The sequence below is a fragment of the Moorena sp. SIO4E2 genome (assembly GCF_010671945.1).
Lineage (GTDB): Bacteria > Cyanobacteriota > Cyanobacteriia > Cyanobacteriales > Coleofasciculaceae > Moorena > Moorena producens.
Genome location: NZ_JAAHIE010000105.1, coordinates 1 through 18,082 on the forward strand (window position 1 = coordinate 1; position 18,082 = coordinate 18,082).

17 protein-coding genes are annotated in these 18,082 nt (G+C 44.3%); 8 read left to right on the forward strand and 9 right to left on the reverse strand.

The window, feature by feature from the left end; all coding sequences use genetic code 11:
* Window positions 1-236: 236 nt before the first annotated feature.
* A complete protein-coding gene (locus tag F6K37_RS13800) occupies window positions 237-758 on the forward strand; it encodes a photosystem I assembly protein Ycf3 (RefSeq protein WP_287250777.1) in 522 nt (173 codons plus the stop codon).
* A 387-nt stretch (window positions 759-1,145) separates the two neighbouring features.
* A complete protein-coding gene (gene gatC, locus F6K37_RS13805; RefSeq protein WP_008179681.1) occupies window positions 1,146-1,436 on the forward strand; it encodes an Asp-tRNA(Asn)/Glu-tRNA(Gln) amidotransferase subunit GatC in 291 nt (96 codons plus the stop codon).
* Between the two features lie 127 nt (window positions 1,437-1,563).
* On the opposite strand, the gene F6K37_RS13810 is transcribed toward gatC, so the two are convergent.
* Complete coding sequence (locus tag F6K37_RS13810) at window positions 1,564-1,740, reverse strand: hypothetical protein (RefSeq protein WP_287250779.1); 177 nt, start codon at window positions 1,738-1,740, stop codon at window positions 1,564-1,566.
* 243 nt (window positions 1,741-1,983) lie between these two features.
* Between F6K37_RS13810 and mnmG the strand changes: the two genes are divergently transcribed.
* Window positions 1,984-3,894, forward strand: a complete 1,911-nt coding sequence (mnmG, locus tag F6K37_RS13815; protein ID WP_008179680.1) for a tRNA uridine-5-carboxymethylaminomethyl(34) synthesis enzyme MnmG — start codon at window positions 1,984-1,986, stop codon at window positions 3,892-3,894.
* A 149-nt stretch (window positions 3,895-4,043) separates the two neighbouring features.
* Window positions 4,044-5,198 carry a hypothetical protein gene (locus tag F6K37_RS13820; RefSeq protein WP_008179677.1) on the forward strand — a complete coding sequence of 385 codons (1,155 nt, stop codon included), beginning with the start codon at window positions 4,044-4,046 and terminating at the stop codon, window positions 5,196-5,198.
* Between the two features lie 283 nt (window positions 5,199-5,481).
* Here the strand turns inward: F6K37_RS13820 and F6K37_RS13825 are convergent, their stop codons facing one another.
* Entirely contained in the window at window positions 5,482-5,709 is a 228-nt protein-coding gene (locus F6K37_RS13825) for a hypothetical protein (RefSeq protein ID WP_287250781.1), read from the reverse strand.
* Window positions 5,710-5,836: 127 nt separating this feature from the next.
* Between F6K37_RS13825 and F6K37_RS13830 the strand changes: the two genes are divergently transcribed.
* Window positions 5,837-6,424, forward strand: a complete 588-nt coding sequence (locus F6K37_RS13830; RefSeq protein WP_287250782.1) for a TIGR04376 family protein — start codon at window positions 5,837-5,839, stop codon at window positions 6,422-6,424.
* 274 nt (window positions 6,425-6,698) lie between these two features.
* On the opposite strand, the gene F6K37_RS13835 is transcribed toward F6K37_RS13830, so the two are convergent.
* Entirely contained in the window at window positions 6,699-7,055 is a 357-nt protein-coding gene (locus tag F6K37_RS13835) for a hypothetical protein (RefSeq protein WP_287250784.1), read from the reverse strand.
* A 95-nt stretch (window positions 7,056-7,150) separates the two neighbouring features.
* The gene (locus F6K37_RS13840) at window positions 7,151-8,161 is read right to left on the reverse strand and encodes a phosphoribulokinase (protein ID WP_008179669.1); all 1,011 of its coding nucleotides are present in this window, start codon (window positions 8,159-8,161) and stop codon (window positions 7,151-7,153) included.
* Window positions 8,162-8,729: 568 nt separating this feature from the next.
* On the opposite strand from F6K37_RS13840, the gene cpcD/petH reads away from it, so the two are divergent.
* The gene (gene cpcD/petH, locus F6K37_RS13845) at window positions 8,730-9,941 is read left to right on the forward strand and encodes a bifunctional rod-capping linker CpcD/ferredoxin--NADP reductase PetH (protein ID WP_287250785.1); all 1,212 of its coding nucleotides are present in this window, start codon (window positions 8,730-8,732) and stop codon (window positions 9,939-9,941) included.
* A 156-nt stretch (window positions 9,942-10,097) separates the two neighbouring features.
* Here cpcD/petH and F6K37_RS13850 read toward each other — a convergent pair whose 3' ends face one another.
* The 3 genes from F6K37_RS13850 to F6K37_RS13860 are packed head-to-tail and all read right to left on the reverse strand — an operon-like array spanning window position 10,098 to window position 11,826.
* Window positions 10,098-11,312 (reverse strand): PKD domain-containing protein, encoded by a 1,215-nt coding sequence (locus F6K37_RS13850; RefSeq protein ID WP_287250787.1) that lies wholly within the window; start codon window positions 11,310-11,312, stop codon window positions 10,098-10,100.
* A gap of 26 nt (window positions 11,313-11,338) precedes the next feature.
* Window positions 11,339-11,581 (reverse strand): hypothetical protein, encoded by a 243-nt coding sequence (locus F6K37_RS13855; protein WP_287250788.1) that lies wholly within the window; start codon window positions 11,579-11,581, stop codon window positions 11,339-11,341.
* A 17-nt stretch (window positions 11,582-11,598) separates the two neighbouring features.
* The gene (locus F6K37_RS13860) at window positions 11,599-11,826 is read right to left on the reverse strand and encodes a hypothetical protein (protein WP_287250789.1); all 228 of its coding nucleotides are present in this window, start codon (window positions 11,824-11,826) and stop codon (window positions 11,599-11,601) included.
* 404 nt (window positions 11,827-12,230) lie between these two features.
* Between F6K37_RS13860 and ftsH2 the strand changes: the two genes are divergently transcribed.
* On the forward strand, window positions 12,231-14,117 hold the full coding sequence (ftsH2, locus tag F6K37_RS13865) for an ATP-dependent zinc metalloprotease FtsH2 (RefSeq protein WP_287250791.1): 1,887 nt from the start codon (window positions 12,231-12,233) through the stop codon (window positions 14,115-14,117).
* On the opposite strand, the gene F6K37_RS13870 is transcribed toward ftsH2, so the two are convergent.
* Together F6K37_RS13870 and F6K37_RS13875 are read right to left on the reverse strand one after the other, a co-directional pair.
* On the reverse strand, window positions 14,112-14,291 hold the full coding sequence (locus F6K37_RS13870) for a hypothetical protein (protein WP_287250793.1): 180 nt from the start codon (window positions 14,289-14,291) through the stop codon (window positions 14,112-14,114). The two genes, ftsH2 and F6K37_RS13870, sit on opposite strands and share 6 nt — an antisense overlap.
* Window positions 14,292-14,648: 357 nt before the next feature.
* Entirely contained in the window at window positions 14,649-16,208 is a 1,560-nt protein-coding gene (locus F6K37_RS13875; RefSeq protein WP_353838080.1) for a hybrid sensor histidine kinase/response regulator, read from the reverse strand.
* Window positions 16,209-17,099: 891 nt separating this feature from the next.
* Here F6K37_RS13875 and F6K37_RS13880 point away from each other — a divergent pair.
* The coding region (locus F6K37_RS13880) for an ABC transporter substrate-binding protein (protein WP_287250795.1) at window positions 17,100-18,082 on the forward strand (983 nt) is incomplete at its 3' end.

Consider the following 18,082-nt stretch of genomic DNA (forward strand, 5'->3'; position numbering starts at 1 on the left):
ATGTCCTAACTGCCCTGGCGACTGCTATAACACAGGCATGACTTGAGCTATAGCACTACGCGCTATATCAGCTTATTGAGGGGTGTTCAAGGTAAATCATGTACTTGCGGCAGTTAGCCCAATCAATGCTTAAGTTTTCCTGGATTGTTGAGCTAACTGCTGAGAGGTTCATAGCTAAATGCTGACATGACGAGATAGGATGATCTACAAGGTGAAGACTATAGACCCACGTAACTATGCCACGCACTCAACGCAACGATAACTTTATCGATAAAACCTTTACGGTGATGGCAGACATCCTCTTAAAGGTTCTGCCTACCAATAAGCAAGCCAAGGAAGCTTTTGTCTATTACCGAGATGGTATGTCAGCTCAAGCGGATGGGGAATATGCTGAAGCTATGGATAATTACAAAAAAGCGTTGGAACTGGAGGAAGACCCCAACGACCGCAGCTTTATTATCTACAACATGGGGCTGATTCAAGCCAGTAATGGTGAGCATGAGCGTGCTTTAGAACTCTATCATCAGGCTCTTGATATCAACCCCCGTATGCCTCAGGCCCTTAATAATGTAGCCGTAATTTACCATTATCAAGGTGAACAGTCTAAGGAAGCTGGGGATAGTGAGGGGGCAGAAGCTTTGTATGACAAAGCGGCTGATTATTGGAAACGAGCTATTCGCCTTGCTCCTAATAACTACATTGAAGCCCAAAACTGGCTGAAAACTACAGGTCGTTCTACGATGGATGTTTACTTTTAGCGGCTAGCTTCTAGTTAATAAATTTGATAGTCTGTAAGCTATCAGCTATCAGCGTGTCGCGTATCAGCTATCAGCTAATGCTCTAAGCACAGGCTAAGTGGAAAGCTTTTGAATAAAACAGATGAGCATTCGTTTAATCTTTGTTATCTCTACTGCCAGGGATTCATAGTCTTTGGCTGATGGGCAAATCCCCAGACTTTGAATTATCATTAATCTCGAACTATTAAATTATCCCGTTTGCTCAATGCCCATGCTACGGGAACTAGCTTTATTTTAAACATGATAGCTGACAGCTGACCGCACCTCAAGTAGCACCATCTGTAGCGCATATGCTTACGATAGTCTTTATAGTTTTTGATTTCGGCTAAGCCTTTTTATAACCAAATTATGATAGACCGCGAACAAGTCCAAAAAGTTGCCAATCTTGCTCGTTTAGAACTGAAAGCAGAGGAAGAGGAGAAATTGGCAGCTCAGATGAGTAGTATTTTCGAATATTTTCAACAGCTGAGTGAATTAGATACTGAGGATGTGCCGCCCACTACACGGGCGATTGATATTAGCAATGTGACTCGACTGGATACTCTCAAACCCTATACTGACAGGGATTGTATGTTCAGGGAAGCTCCTGAGCAGGATGGTGATTTCTTCAGAGTGCCAAAAATTATCACTGAAGGGTAAGCTATCAGCGTGTCGCGTATCAGCTATCAGCTATTAGCTATCAGCGTGTCGCGTATCAGCTATCAGCTATTAGCTATCAGTTATCAGCGAACAGCGATTAGCGCTACGCGCACGCTACGCGAACAGCTTATGTGCTATGGGCACGATGATTGAGGAGGAAACCGTTAATACTACAATAGGTAAGTATTCGTTTAATCTGAGTTAAGTCACAGCGTCGTTCGCACAGCGTGGCCAAACGCGCACGCGTGGCCGTTCGCGTAGCGTGGCCAAAAGGCCAAAAGGCCAAGGCCAAAGCCTGTGCCACAAAGCTTTTCGCTACGCTGGGTTGATTTTAAGCTGACCGCTGACCGCTGACCGCTGAATGCTTACACTGAAGGATAACTGGGGTTGAAAGGGTTAACTAATAGTTTGTTGTTGATGGTTGATGGTTGACGGTTGAGGGTTAACTATCAAAATAAACCATAAATTTTTCAATTAAACTATAAAAAACACACCATTTTATGGTAGTGAATTCCTCAGCTTTGATTTCTGATCCTTCCTTAGACCCATGCATTCCCAAGTAGATTTCCAAGATGCCTTTGATGTGATTGTAGTTGGCGCGGGACACGCTGGTTGTGAAGCCGCCCTAGCTTCAGCACGGTTGGGCTGTCGTACTATCCTACTTACCCTCAACCTAGACAAAATTGCTTGGCAACCCTGTAACCCAGCAGTGGGAGCACCGGCCAAGTCTCAACTCACCCATGAGGTAGATGCTTTGGGTGGAGAAATTGGCAAAATGGCTGACCGTACCTACCTGCAAAAGCGGGTACTGAACTGTTCACGGGGACCAGCGGTTTGGGCTTTGCGAGCGCAGACGGATAAGCGAGAATATGCGGCTGTGATGAAGGAGATTGTAGAAAATCAAGAAAACTTGACTCTCCGGGAAGCCATGGTCACGGATTTGGTGCTAGGGGCTAATGATCAGGTGATAGGTGTTCAGACTTACTTCGGTGTGGCTTTCCAAGCATCGGCAGTAATCTTGACAACTGGGACTTTCCTGGGTGGACGGATCTGGGTGGGAAACAAGTCCATGTCAGCAGGACGGGCTGGGGAATTTGCGGCAATTGGGTTGACTGAAACCCTTAACCGCTTAGGCTTTGAAACGGGACGACTCAAGACGGGAACCCCCGCACGGGTAGATAAGCGCTCCGTAGATTACAGCAACTTGGAACCTCAACCAGGGGATGAGGAGGTGCGCTGGTTTAGCTTTGACCCAGATGTGTGGGTCGAACGAGAGCAGATGTATTGCTATCTGACCCGTACGACTTCTGAGACTCACCGGTTGATTCGGGACAATCTTCATCTATCCCCAATCTATGGAGGCTGGGTGGAGGCTAAAGGACCCCGTTCCTGCCCTAGTATTGAAGATAAAATTGTGCGCTTTGCTGATAAGGAAAGCCACCAGATTTTTATTGAACCAGAAGGACGAGATATTCCAGAACTCTATATCCAGGGATTTTCTACTGGATTACCAGAGAATTTGCAGTTGCAGCTATTGCAAACTCTTCCGGGATTAGAAAATTGCGCTATGCTCCGTCCTGCTTATGCGGTTGAGTATGATTATTTACCAGCGACTCAGTGTTATCCAACACTGATGACTAAAAAAATTGAGGGATTGTTCTGCGCTGGACAAATTAATGGTACCACTGGCTACGAAGAAGCAGCAGCTCAGGGGATTGTAGCGGGAATTAATGCAGTGCGCTATGTAGGCCATCAGGAAATGGTGGTGTTTCCTAGGGAAGAAAGCTATATCGGCACGTTAATTGACGATTTGTGTACCAAAGACCTGCGGGAACCTTACCGAATGCTGACTAGCCGTTCGGAGTATCGGTTACTATTGCGGTCCGATAACGCTGACCGCCGTATGACTCCTTTAGGACGGAAACTGGGTTTGATTGATGACCGTAGGTGGCAGCTGTATCAACAAAAACAGGGAAACATCACCACAGAAAAAGCCCGACTCCAGTCGGTACGGATTAAGGAACATGATCCAATCGGAATTGCGATCGCATCCGATACCCAGCAAAAGATCAAAAACTCGATTACCTTAGCTGAGTTACTACGTCGTCCTGGTTTCCACTATGTCAATCTAGACCAATATGGACTCGGTGACCCTAACCTGAATCAGTCGGAACGGGAAGGAGCAGAAATTGATCTAAAATATGATGGTTATCTTAAGCGTCAGCAAAAGCAAATTGACCAAGTTTCTCGGCAAGCTAATCGGCAGTTACCACCAGATTTGGATTATGCTGCTATTGAAACTCTATCCAAGGAGTCTCGTGAAAAGCTTAGCCAGGTCAAACCTATGACTATTGGTCAGGCATCCAGAGTTGGCGGGGTTAATCCAGCAGATATCAATGCCTTGCTGGTATATCTAGAGGTGCGGGAACGAAAGTTCACTGCTGTTGTGGCTCCCTAATTTCAGGTTCGTTATTGCTCCCTGGTTGATCACCAGACGGGATATCCAACCATGGGAGGATTTTTCCCATAGAAAAGTCTAGTTTTGGGTCTCGGAAGATAATCTTCTGAAAGATATAGTCATAGTCATAGTAACGAGAGATACCATCGATGTCTCAGGATGTGATTACCAAAGAAAAATCAACAGAGCGGTTGAACCCTCCCCTTCCCATTCAGCCATGGTCGGTAGATGCTGAAGCCGATAGGTTAATGGATGATTTATTTGGGGATCTGTACCAAATGATTGAGAACGGCTGCGAGTTGCCGACAGAACCCCCTGAGCCAGACTATGTCTCCTTGGAACCGATAGCAATCCCGAAAATTCCCATACCAGGGGCAATCATTCCGTTTCTGGAATCCCCACTCCCCTCAACACAGGAGTTAGCCGAAACCACCTCAAGTGAGTTGCAAACGACAACGGCAGATACTAACTCTAGTACTGTCGCCGATCACTCTGGTCAGTTTTTAGACAAGCTCCTATGGGCTTTAGCCTTACTGTCCCTATCAGCAATCACAATGATGTGGCTGACTAGCCAGGGAAAGCTAACTTGGTCATGGTTGAACAACTTAGTGGCTTTGGGATCAGTTCAACAAGGCAAAGTCTCAGAACCTGATGCCCAGTTTATTAACTATATGTTGCGATCGCTAGAAGTGATTGACCGCAAAGCAAAAGCTATCAAAAAGCCTGTGATCGCCCAATCATTACCAAACCCCACGCCTCCCAATCGTCCGGTAGCTCATAATTCAGCACCAACTGCACCACCAACTGCTGTCAAAGAACGTGTCTTAGAACGAGTTTATTACATCCCGATTGAAAAGGTTCCAACCCCTGATCCTGCCATAGCATCCTCAGCGCCATCAGCGCCAGTTAAACCATCCCCTCCTACCACCCCTAAAATTACACCTAAACCATCACCAATCCCGAAACCACCGTCAAATGCTGTTCTAGAACCACCACCACCAACTATTCTAGAATTACCGCCACCACCAATCCCAGACCCCCTGCCCACCGCTACTCTTGACCGACTCCCTCCGCCCCCACCTCCCCCACCCTCATCACCTGCCATCAAACATACCTTGGTGGGATTACTGGAGCTAGGAGAACAATCTGCTGCTTTGTTTAAAATTGATGGTGTTACCCAACGGGTTAAGCTGGGGGAAGCAATTGCTAATAGCGGTTGGACTCTAGTCTCTGTAGATAATCAGGAAGCAGTGATTCGACGCAATGGTGAAGTTCGTTCAATTTACGTTGGACAACATTTTTAGTTATGTAAGATCATGACTGTAATAAATCACCATATCGAATTTAAAAAACAAATTCTAACGCTCTAAGGAAATTAACAACAGGATGGCTCGGTTGCCAATTGCCAATGGTATTTTATAGTCGATTATATTATGTATGCGTACGCGTAGCGTGGCCAAAGGCCAATCGCGTACCCGATTTGTGCGATCGCGATCGCACAAATCCCAATGCCCAATTTTAAATTAACTATTCATAACTAACTATAGTTATAGCAGTCGCCAGGGCAGTTAGGAGATGACAAAATTCTCACACCCTTTGTAAGCGCAAGAGTTTGACATCTGACATCTGACATCTGACATCTGACATCTGACATCTGACATCTGACATCTGACATCTGACATCTGACATCTGACATCTGACATCTGACATCTGACATCTGACATCTGACTTCTGACTTCTGACTTCTGACATCTGACATCTGACATCTGACTTCTGACTTCTGACATCTGACATCTGACATCTGACTTCTGACATCTGACTTCTGACTTCTGACTTCTGACTTCTGCTATACCATTCCTGTAGCTATTTCAGATAAGCTGAGATATGTTGATATAACAGAGTTAAAAATATATGATCTAATAGGATATAGGATAGTGGTGCAGTGGGACTATTTGAAGACCTGAATCGATTTCTAGAAAGTCGTCTAGAAGAATTTCTCCGCAACAATCCTCATCTAGAGTTACAGGCACTAGAGGAGCAGTTGCGCGAGCAAGAAAAAGACACACTGCGGCTAATTATTGACTTACAGCAACAGGAAAAGCGGTTGCAAGACCAAATTCTCGCCGTTGCCAAAGACATTCAACGTTGGCATGAGCGTATTGACAAGGCGAAGTCCCACAACAGATTTGATTGGGCTAAAGCAGCTCAAGAGCGAGAAGCAGCTCTGTTACGTCAAGGCAATCAGCTTTGGGGCCAGATGGAAGGGGTTAAACAGCGAATTACGAAAGCCAAGGAACTCCAAGAACAGATTAAAAACCATCGCGCTGAAGTGCAGGCTAAAGCTAGAGATACAGCAGCAGCTCGCGCAAGTTCTCAGCCTAAGCAGAACTCCCAGACATTTGCCTGGAATCAGACTACCAACAGTAACCAATACAATATCCCTTCTGGTGTAGACCCTTTAGAGCAACAGTTTAAAAGCTGGGAAATGGATGAAGAGTTGGAGCAAATGAAGCGGAATATGAAGGGTTGATGTGAGGGATCAGCTATCAGCTATCAGCTATCAGCTATTTAATAGACCTCTTGCAAAAGTATTTTTATGATACTGTTTCCCTCGATTCTTCTTCACTATTCCCCATTCCCTATTCCCTATTCCCGACTTCTGCAAGAAGTCTAATGAAACAGGTAAGCATTCGTTTCATCTGAGTTATTTCACAGGCTAGAAGCCTGATCCACAAAGCTGATCGCTTAGGGTGAGACAAAGCCCAACGGCTGACAGCTGACTGCTGAATGCTTAGATGAATTCTTCATTCATTCTTTTTTTCAAAAGGACGATTAATAATAAAAGAAATTGATTTTTGTGGGAGAGGCAAGGTAGGAAATAAGGACTGCTTTGTAGCGTTTAATTTAGCAGTATTGGCAATGTCTTGGTCTTGGCTGTCTTGGCTTAGATTAGGAGCAGATGAATCAGATGGGAAGGAAGGCTGGCGAAAAATCCAGCCTGGATGCTTGCCATAGTTAGAAGCGATCGCTAATAAGGCTCCTGCTAAGATAAACACCGGTAGTGGTAGAGTTACGTGTCTAACCCACTGGTAGATTTCCACCATAACAAAAAACACCAAAACACTGGCTATCCAAATTCTTATAACTCTATCCGATACCATGCCAATCTTATGCTCTGATTCGGTTTGTTCCGTCTGAGGAAGCTGATGGAATTGGAGTCACGCAAACATTTATCCATCAGCTCCTGTAGACCATACTACACCTTGGCTGCTACTTTGGCTTCACCAGATACTAAGCTTTCATAAGTTGACCGCATCTTCAGACCAACGAGAACCTGGAACAACCCAGAACCGTTGTTAGAGCCAGGATAATCGGTGTGCTTGAGCAATAACTCGGTCATCTCTCCATAGTACTTGGTTGAGGTCTTGCTGAGGTGACTTTCGATGTAAATCATCTCCTCTAGGTTATCGAACTGACCATCTACCTCTAGTACAGAGACTTCGTTACCCATGTAGCTGTCTGGCCCATAGTACATTTTCAGACCAGGATAAGCACAGGTTAGCTTGCGACCACAAGGTCTCCAGTCGATGGTTGACCCTTCATCAAACAGATAAACTGGGTCGAAGTTTTCCACCCCTTCCTTCTGAAGTAGGCGCACCCGCAGTAGATTGCTTTCCTTAGCTGCCTCTCCCTGAAGCAGCTGTGTGGGAAAGATTTGAATGACCACATCAGCGTATTGCTTCTGGACTTCAATGTAAGCTTCAAAGTCTGGACGTCTAGCTTCAATCGACGCTAGGATATCCTCATAACGGTGGCCCCGTTCTGCCATGTCCCGCTGGATTTTCCATTGGATTTTGACTTCATCGCTAATGTCTAGGTAAACGCCGAAGTCAACCAGCTCACGCACCCGCTCATCATAAAGAGGGTGCAGACCTTCAATGACTATGACTTTATTTGGCTCAACCCGTTCTGGTGGATCAATTTCACCGGTCTCATGGTTGTAAATAGGTTTGTCTATGCCCCGACCTTCTTTTAGCGCTTTGATTTGCTCATACATCAAGTCAAAGTTATTTGCTTTAGGATTAAGGGCAGTAACCCTTTTTTCTTTGCGCTGTTTGCGATCCAGACTGTGATAGTCATCCAGACAAATCACCGTCATGAACTCCTGGCCAAATAGGTCGGTCAAACGCTTCAGAAACGTTGATTTCCCGCATCCTGAGTCTCCAGCAACTCCTATAACTACCACCCTCTCCAGATCTGTGGTCATATCTTCCCTCTAACGTAAAACATATTCTCAAATCAGTTTTCAGTAAGCCAAAGCCCAAGCCTGGGAGCAATCTGACACACGCTTATAGTGGTGCTTGATAACATGCCACCATAAATCCACTCGCTTAAGTACTAACCACTAGGGAAGACCAAAGCCAAGCTCTGCTTAAGTATTTACTACTAGCTGCTCATAGTGGATTCTACCAAAACCAGATTGCTTATACAAGGCTGATTGTCAGTAGCATTACCTCGCTTAGTACTTATGCTAAGGTTTGTTGGGCATTTTTTAAAGAAAAAATTAAACTGACTCAGGATTTACAGTTTTTGAGTTACTGATCATGTAACTTGAGAGTAGTGCCTACCAGTGCCTCTACACTAATTCTCTCCCTGATAAACCAAAAACATTACTGGGCATAGCTTTACAATGTTACGCTAATAAGGCATTATTCGGGGTTATTACTAGCTAGCCGCTCACCCATCGACCGTGAGTCTGTTTGTGGTGCCAAGGCAAGTCTTAGCAATACATAGTTAGCAATACATAGTCAGTTTGGTTTGGAGCAATAGAAGCAATGTACAGTCCTAGCGAGTCTACTAATTCCAGCACTGTTACAGAATTTGGTAGTCGCACTTACCTTTATGAGGTAGTCGGTCTTCGTCAAAATGGACCGATTCGTCAGAGTGGCACAGTTTTGTTGACGGTGCCCTATAACCGCATGAAGCAGGAAATGCAGCGTATTGCTCGCATGGGAGGGAAGATTGTAAGCATTAAACCTTTATCCAGTAGTGCCGCTAATGGGTCAGTGGCTCAAACACAACCTACCCAGTCAGAAAACACAACTAAGCCTACCCAGTCAGAAAACACAACTAAGCCTATGACTCAAGCGAAACCCAAAAAGGCCAAAGATGATATCCCTGTCAATACCTATCGACCCAAAAACCCCTTCATTGGTAAGTGTATATCAAACGAACAACTAGTCCGGGAAGGGGGTATTGGTAATTGCCGTCACCTCAAATTTGACCTTTCTGGAGGTGATCTGCGGTATCTCGAAGGTCAAAGTATTGGTATTATTCCCGAGGGTACTGATGACAAAGGCAAACCCCACAAGCTTCGTCTGTACTCCATTGCTTCTACTCGTCACGGCGATGACCTGGATGATAAGACAGTATCCCTGTGTGTCAGACAGCTGCAGTACAAACATCCGGAAACTGGGGAAACCGTAAACGGTGTTTGCTCTACTTTCCTGTGCAATATGAATCCAGGGGATGATGTTAAAATCACTGGACCGGTCGGTAAGGAGATGTTGCTGCCATCGGACCCCAATGCCAATATCATCATGATGGCAACGGGCACTGGTATTGCACCATTCCGCGCTTTCCTATGGCGGATGTTTAAAGAGCAGCACGAAGATTACAAGTTCAAGGGCTTGGCTTGGCTGATCTTTGGTATTTCTACTACCCCTAACATCCTCTACAAAGATGATTTAGAAGAAATGCAGCAGAATAACCCAGATAACTTCCGCCTCACCTATGCCATTAGCCGTGAGCAGAAGAATTCTGAAGGGGGCAAGATGTATATCCAGCACAGGGTGGCGGAACATGCTGACGAGTTGTGGAAGCTGATGCAGCAACCAAACACCCATACCTACATCTGCGGATTAAAAGGTATGGAAGGTGGTATTGATGAGGCTTTGACTGCTGCAGCTGCTAAGGAGGATGTAGATTGGACTACATACAGACAGCAAATGAAGAAAGCACATCGCTGGCACGTTGAAACCTACTAGGTTACGGCTGGTATAAAGTAAATCCTCCAAAAGGAGGATTTAGAGCAAACTAGCGCGTCTGTTTCTTTTGGCCATAGGGCTGAGGGACACAGGCGCGCTACTGTTTGTTTGAGCTTATTCTATAGGGCTGGCTGCGCTTACATTTTGCCGAGACACTTATGGGTAACTCAGACTGCCGTTTTCCCTTTTATAAGTCTTCGAGCCAATGCGAACTGAAATTTGACCATTGACTCCATTGTTTGCTGTTGCGCCCTTAATACCTGCTGTTCCATCAGCACCCCTAGCACCATATCGGTCTTTGGTCCTACAGTATTTTGTGACGTTGCCTTCGTCTCCACCATTGCCACCTTTCCCCTTAGTACCTCCAGCGCCTGGTTGACCTGCTTTGCCCCCTAAAGCTTCAATTTCAAGACGTTTAGCCTCTGATGCTTCTATGGTTACACCTCCAGCGTTACCACCAGCTCCAGCGTCACCTCCTTTACCGCCATCACCTCCAACACCACCGTTTCCACCACGTCCAGGACCTCGCTCACAATTACCTACACCACCAATACCTATACCATCTTTGGAAGATTTTCCTTTGCCCCCTTTGCCTCCATCGCCACCATTACCTCCAATGCTACCATTACCTCCGTGTTGAGCATTGTTTGTAATAGTTAATGGAACATTAATAACTTCTGCTTTGATAGAAATTAAACCAGAGTTCTTACCTATTGCGCCATTTGTGCCATTACTACCATTTTTCCCCCTTTCACCTGGGTTTTGACCACCATTTTGACCATTCGTACCAGGTCTACCATTGCCACCGTTTTTTCCGTTTAAAGCCTTTTCCTCTTTAAACGCCCGGATTGTGGTAGCAGCACCGGAAAATTGGTAAGCTGTTAAGGACAAAGAATAGCCATTTGTTATGATTTTTGTTGGCAATTTTACCAGTTTTTCAGGTTCTTCTAGAGAATATGGGCGGTCTAGTTCCATTGACTCAAGGGGAATTACTGGACGATTCACAGTAACTAATTGAATGCGCTCAACTGCTTTAATAACGCGGCCATCAGTTACCAATGCACGCAATCTATATTGTCCAGGTGTTTTAAGATTGAATTCATGGCTTGTATTACTCCCCTCTGTTTGCAAATCATCATCTATATACCAGGAAATTTTTAAAGTATCGCCATCAGGATCACTAGCGTTTGTGTCTGCAATGACTTTTAGCGGTGCGTCGCCTTGGACAGGAGAAACAGTCCAGCTAACATTTGGTTCCTCATTGGTAATCCAATTAATAAAATTAGGAATCCATCCAGTAACAGTGCCTATTATTCCGCTTGCCATGAGAAAGGCGAAAACCCCTCCCAACAAATTGCGAAATCTATTCACAGTTCGATTATTTCTAGGTTGATTATTCATATTAGGTTCTTAATAACCTCAATCACTGGCAAACCTGCCAAACCCTTGAGGCGATTTAGCAAATTAATAGTTTGGTGACGAAACCGTACAGAAGTTAAAGAATCAGCCCCTTCCAACAGCACAAAATAACTAGTTACCAAACGATAATTATCTTGCTCCAACTTCACCCTTACCTGTTTAGCAATGGGGTGAAAATCATCATCCACATTCACCAAAGCAATCCCCGCTGCCGTATCCACAAAAACTGTCCTAACGACTATTCCACCCCTCGCTTTTCCCCACCGTGGGCATAATGGTCATGTTGATCGGATAAATCAGTAATTCCCGTGCTAACTTGGCTTTCTGCGATAATTTCATCAAAATCAGCCCAAAAATCCCCCTGTTTCTGCTCCAATGCCTTGAGAATCAGCGCAGCAATGCTATTTCGTTCCGAATCTGGCAACTGTCTCACCTGGGAGATGGCTTGCTCCAACAATTCTGTCATGGTTATCTGTGCCTAAACACCTTATTGAGATCATGACATCAACAAGCCTATTCCAACTGTAACTGATAACTGATAACTGCTTTTCATAAAAATCTCCCCCATCCTACCCACACCTCTCACACTCCCCACCCTCCTGGGAAACACCATTACAAGCCTTGCTATCACTACCTTGCTCACAGAATGAGATTTATGTTAAATTTAGTTAAAATAACGTTACAATAACTTGTGTAATCACGAGTTATGTGGCAATACCCCTCAAAGGTATTGACAGAAAATACAAAAATACTATAGGCAAACGGTTTTAGGGTATTGAATCGATTTTTGATCTTGATTTGCTTTGTAATCAGATCCTCCCTAACAGGGTGATACCAGCATTCGTTACCAGTAATAGAGGCGAATAAAACATGAAATTTTCTTGGAGAATACTCCTACTCTGGACATTACCTGCCCTAGTCATTGGTTTTTTCTTTTGGCAGGGAACATTTGCCAGTACTACCGGGAATATGGGTAGTAATACCGCCAGTACTCGCATGACCTATGGTCGCTTCTTGGACTATATTGATTCCGGTAGAGTCACTAGTGTTGACCTCTATGATAGTGGTCGCACAGCGATTGTAGAAGCTGTGGATGTGGATCTTGATAACCGCTTACAGCGGCTGCGAGTAGATCTGCCGATTAGTGCGCCGGAACTGATTTCTAAGCTCAGAGAGTCTAATATTGCTCTGACATCTCATCCAGCTCGCAATGATGGGGCAATTTGGGGACTGCTGGGGAATTTAATTTTTCCGATTCTCTTGATTGCGGGATTATTTTTCCTATTCCGTCGCTCCAGCAACATGAATGGTGGTCCTGGTCAAGCGATGAATTTCGGGAAATCCCGGGCGCGGTTCATGATGGAAGCCAAAACTGGGGTCCTGTTTGATGATGTGGCCGGTATCGAAGAAGCCAAAGAGGAACTCGAAGAAGTAGTTACCTTCCTTAAGCAACCGGAACGGTTTACCGCTGTCGGAGCACGAATACCAAAAGGTGTGCTGCTGGTCGGTCCTCCTGGAACTGGTAAAACCCTCTTAGCAAAAGCGATCGCTGGTGAAGCAGGAGTGCCTTTCTTTAGTATCTCTGGTTCCGAATTCGTGGAAATGTTCGTGGGTGTTGGTGCCTCTAGGGTTCGTGACTTGTTCAAAAAAGCTAAGGAAAATGCCCCTTGTTTGATATTTATCGATGAAATTGATGCGGTAGGACGGCAACGGGGAGCTGGAATTGGTGGTGGTAATGATGAACGGGAGCAAACCCTAAACCAATTGCTGACGGAAATGGACGGGTTTGAAGGAAACACCGGCATTATCGTGATTGCTGCTACTAACCGTGCGGATGTTCTGGATACAGCTCTGTTACGTCCCGGACGCTTTGACCGCCAGGTGATGGTAGATCCCCCAGACCTCAAAGGGAGGATTAAGGTTTTGGAAGTCCATGCTCGGGATAAAAAACTGGCTTCAGAAATTTCCATCGAAGTGATCGCAAGACGGACCCCTGGATTCACTGGTGCTGATTTATCCAACCTGCTCAATGAAGCTGCTATCCTGACTGCTCGCCGTCGCAAAGAAGCGATTACAATGCTGGAAATCAATGATGCGGTTGACCGGGTAGTGGCTGGGATGGAAGGTACTCCCCTGGTAGATAGCAAGAACAAGCGATTGATTGCTTATCATGAAGTTGGTCACGCTATTATTGGTACCCTAGTCAAGGATCACGACCCCGTACAGAAAGTTACCCTGATTCCCCGGGGACAAGCTCAAGGTCTAACCTGGTTTACTCCTAGTGAAGAGCAAGGTTTAATTACCAGATCTCAGCTTTTGGCTCGCATTACTGGAGCGTTAGGCGGTCGAGCTGCGGAAGAAGAAGTATTCGGTGATGCGGAAGTCACTACTGGTGCCGGTGGTGATTTGCAGCAATTGACTGGAATCGCACGGCAAATGGTAACTCGCTACGGCATGAGTGACTTAGGTTCTCTGTCCTTGGAAAGCCAAGAGGGAGAAGTCTTTCTCGGTGCCGGATTAATGTCTAGGGCAGAGTATTCTGAAGAGGTTGCTGCTCGGATTGATCAGCAAGTTCGTCAAATTGTAGAACATTGCCATCAAGAAGCACGAGATATCATTCGAGATAATCGAGATGCGGTTGACCGATTGGTGGATCTGTTGATTGAGAAAGAAACTATTGATGGTGAGGAGTTCCGTCAAATTGTGGCTGAGTACACCGATGTGCCTGAGAAGCCACAGTATGTACCTCAGTTATAAGGGCTTGAAGAAGGTTGAAGGTTGAAGGTTGAAGGTTGAAGGTTGAAGGTTGAAGGTTGAAGGTTGACCGTGAATCCTTAACAAACAGCCTGTTGATCTGATTTTAGAGGATCTAATGGTTAAGGCTACAGCAAAATTTAATTGGTAGTTGAGTGGGCATCGAACCCATGCCAATACCTACTATGCTTCCCCGGCTTGTTCAGAAGTCGGGGATTGTTGTAATTTTGTTCATTGAATATAGCGGTTTTCTTGAGCAATCAAGTATAGCGAATTTTCTGGCGTTGCTGAATTAAGGAATGAATGTGCGATCATTTGGTTTTATTAAAGCCCCCTAAATCCCCCAATTCTGGGGGACTTTGATAGTTTTGTTCCCCCCAGAATTGGGGGGCTAAGGGGGCAAAACCATACGCATAATCAGCAACGCCAATTTTCTTCCCCTTGCTCTCTATTCCCTGTTCCCAGATCCGCTGTTCCCAGATCCGCTGTTCCCTTTACTAAACTACCTCACCCAATTTAAAACCGCTATATTGATTAATCCAAATATGGCAAGATTACTTGAAACTTTGTTCCCACACCAACTTCGCTGTCCAGGTTAATCTTACCCCGATGCAATTCAACACATTTTTTAGCAATAGCCAGACCTAATCCTGTTCCTTTTATAGCACCAACATTAGTGGCTCGATAGAAAGAGTCAAACACTCGTTGCTTTTCTTTTGACGGAATACCAATCCCTGAATCCCGAATAGTTAAAATTGCTTCTTCTGGCTGACAAAATACGTCAAACTTAATGATGCCTCCTTGGGGAGAATATTTAACCGCATTAGATAGTATATTAGTCAAAATTTGTCCAACTAACTGTTCATCTAAATTAACTTGACTAGAATTACTCTGAGTAGAAAAATCTATTTTATAGTCACTACTTAAAGTAACCTGTAAATTATTAATAATTTTTTGGCATAGTTTCTCTAGATTCAAGTATTCAGGATGACAATCAAGTTCCCCTGATTCAGTTTTATCTAGGAAAATCACATTGGTCAGGAGTTGATTCATGTGTTCAACTGCCCATCCAATTTGTTGAAAATGTTTCAGTCTTTTATCTTCTGACAATTTCTCACTGTACTTAGCTAGCAATTCGGTAGACGATTGAATCATCATCATTGGAGTACGAAACTCATGAGATATCGTACTAATAACCCGAGATTTAAGTTCACTGAGTTCTTTTTCCTGTTCTAGGGATTTACGAATGATTTCTGAGCGACGTTCTCGTTCTTGGATATCCGCTTCCAATTTGATTTTCTCTTTTTCTAAAGCTTGAGCTTTTCTAAGTTCAGTGGTGTCTTGTAGCATACCAGAAAAACCGGTAACCACACCATCAATCATCAAGCTTGAATGAATATTAATCTCCCCCCAGCGGCACTTCCCTGTTTTGGTAACATATCTTATTTCATGTTTAAAGGAATCCTTTTCACCGTTGACTAGAGACTGCCACAATTGTTGATAACGTTCCTGATCATCAGGATCAATAAATTTTAGGCAATTTTTCCCTAGACTTTCTTCTACAGTAAAGCCAGTGAAAGTAGTCCAGGCAGAATTGAGAAATATCCAGTGTCCAGTGGCATCAATTTGAAAAAACACTTCTTTAACACTTTCTACCACAGAACGATATTGTTTCTCCCTCTCCCGTAAGGTTTTTTCTGCTCGATTAGCTTGGATCAGACGACGGACACGCTGCCTTAGAACTGATGGTTGGATGGGTTTAGTTATATAATCCGTTGCTCCGACTTCAAATGCCCAATCAACGGAAGCTTGGTCATTAAGTCCAGTAATCATTAATACTGGTGTTGATTCATTTTTAAGTAGCTTTTGGATTTGGGCGCAACACATAAACCCATCCATCACTGGCATCATAGCATCCAGCAAGACTATATCGGGTTTTAGCTCAGTATAAGCTGCCAGACACTGCTGCCCATCTCCTACATCTTCGACGTTATATCCCTCATTTTCCATAATTGTACGCAGCATTATCCGGGTTTGTTTATCATCATCGGCGACCAGGATTATAGGAGCATTGTTTTGTTCAGTATTCATCATATTTAAGCTAGTTTATACTGTTATTATAGTAAGCGTTAATAACGGTTTATCTCAGAGGTTGTCTGAGAAGTCTCATTTGCTACATCCAAGCCCCCTAAATCCCCCAATTCTGGGGGACTTTTAGAAGCAAATGGACTCTTCCCCCAAAGTTGGGGGGTCAGGGGGGCAAAATTCAATATCAAAAAACTTTTCAGATATCCTCTCACTAGTTTTGGATTTAATTAAGGTATTAATTTAAAATTAAAATAATAAACGAATGGTTATTAAACCTCAATTTCAGCATTGTTAACTGACGCAATAACCTAACGGACTTGTAAATATATTGATAAACATTACTATAGTTGTCAACCTTAGCACAGGCATCTTACCTGCACAAGGATGATGCTCACAGGAACAATTTATTTGACGAATCAAATCAGATAGTAGTTTGAGAAGGTTTAAAATTCCCCTGCTTTATCTTCCTGGATCATCTCTAGTTGCTAAAACCGTATTGTTGGGGATTTTTTTGAGCTTGCAGTCAATTAAGATCTAGAAGAAATTACTCAAAGTGTGGACTGTTGACTGTGGACTGTTGACTGTGGACTAGCAATAGTCAACTTAAGCCAATGCATAGCCTACCCAAATTTTAGTGAGGCACACACCAAATTTTTTTCCTCTGGTCTGCTTCTTCCCACTCTGCCCCTCTGACCCTAAAAAAAAATAAGAGAGTCACAACTGCGGCTCTCTTAATCATCAGGGTGCATCTACTGATCTAAATATAACACAAATAATGAGGGGTGCAACCCCTCACCCCAAAAATCTAAAAAAATGTTATTTTATATACCGTCTTCAGGGAAAAGTTAACTGGAAACGGATGGGTTAACCCATGTAACGGATATAACGGAAGATGATATGGTTCTAGAAAGACTCAACTTGTTGTCAAGGCGTCAAACTCTGCAATGGCTAATCTTTGCATCCAGCACCTTTATCCTGGGGGCATGTACTCCCCCAAAGCAAACATCTTCTGGCAATGACTTGGGTGATGCTAAGCCCAGCCCATCGATGTCTTTCTCTCTAGGGGTGACCACTTGGATTGGTTTGACTCCTCTTTTGATTGCGCTCAAAAAAGGCTTCTTTCAGGAACTGGGGCTAAGGGTTGACCTGAAAACCTTTGGCTATAATCCCGATTATATCTCTGGCTTTTTAGCAGGAAAACTGGATGCTATTGCTCCTGTAACTTCTGAAGCAGTCTTATTGGCAACTAAGGGCAAAGACTATCGCATTGTTTTGGTAGAGGATAACTCCGTTGGTGGGGATGGCATCTTAGCCCGCAACAGTATTAGTAGCATTAAGGACTTTAAGGGTAAGAAGATTGCTGTTGAAAAAGGGGCAGTTAGCCATTTCTTTCTACTAAAAGTACTCACAGCAGTTGGGTTGAGTGAAGCTGATGTTACCTTGGTGAACGTGGATCCAGCCGGAGCAGCAGCAGCTTACCAGGTGGGGAATGTGGATATTGCTGTTACCTATGCACCATTCCTAAAACAGGCTAACTTGGCTCAACCTGATGGACGCATTATCTATGACTCGTCCCAAATACCAACAGCGATTACGGATGTTTATCTGTTTGCCACTGAGTATATCGAAGCCAACCCAGAGGCGGTGGAAGCCTTTGTCAAAGGGGTTTTCAAAGGACTAGGGTTTCTCAATCAACATCCATCGGAAGGGTTAGCGATCGCAGCTAAGGAGTTGAAAATTAAGCCGGATGCCCTAGCTGCTGATCTAAAAGGGATTAGTCTCCCAGATGCTCGTGCCAATCTGGAGATGCTAGGAAATAAGCAGAGTGATTCCTACTTACGGTCGCCGTTGATGGATGTGGCGAGATTTTTGGCAAACCA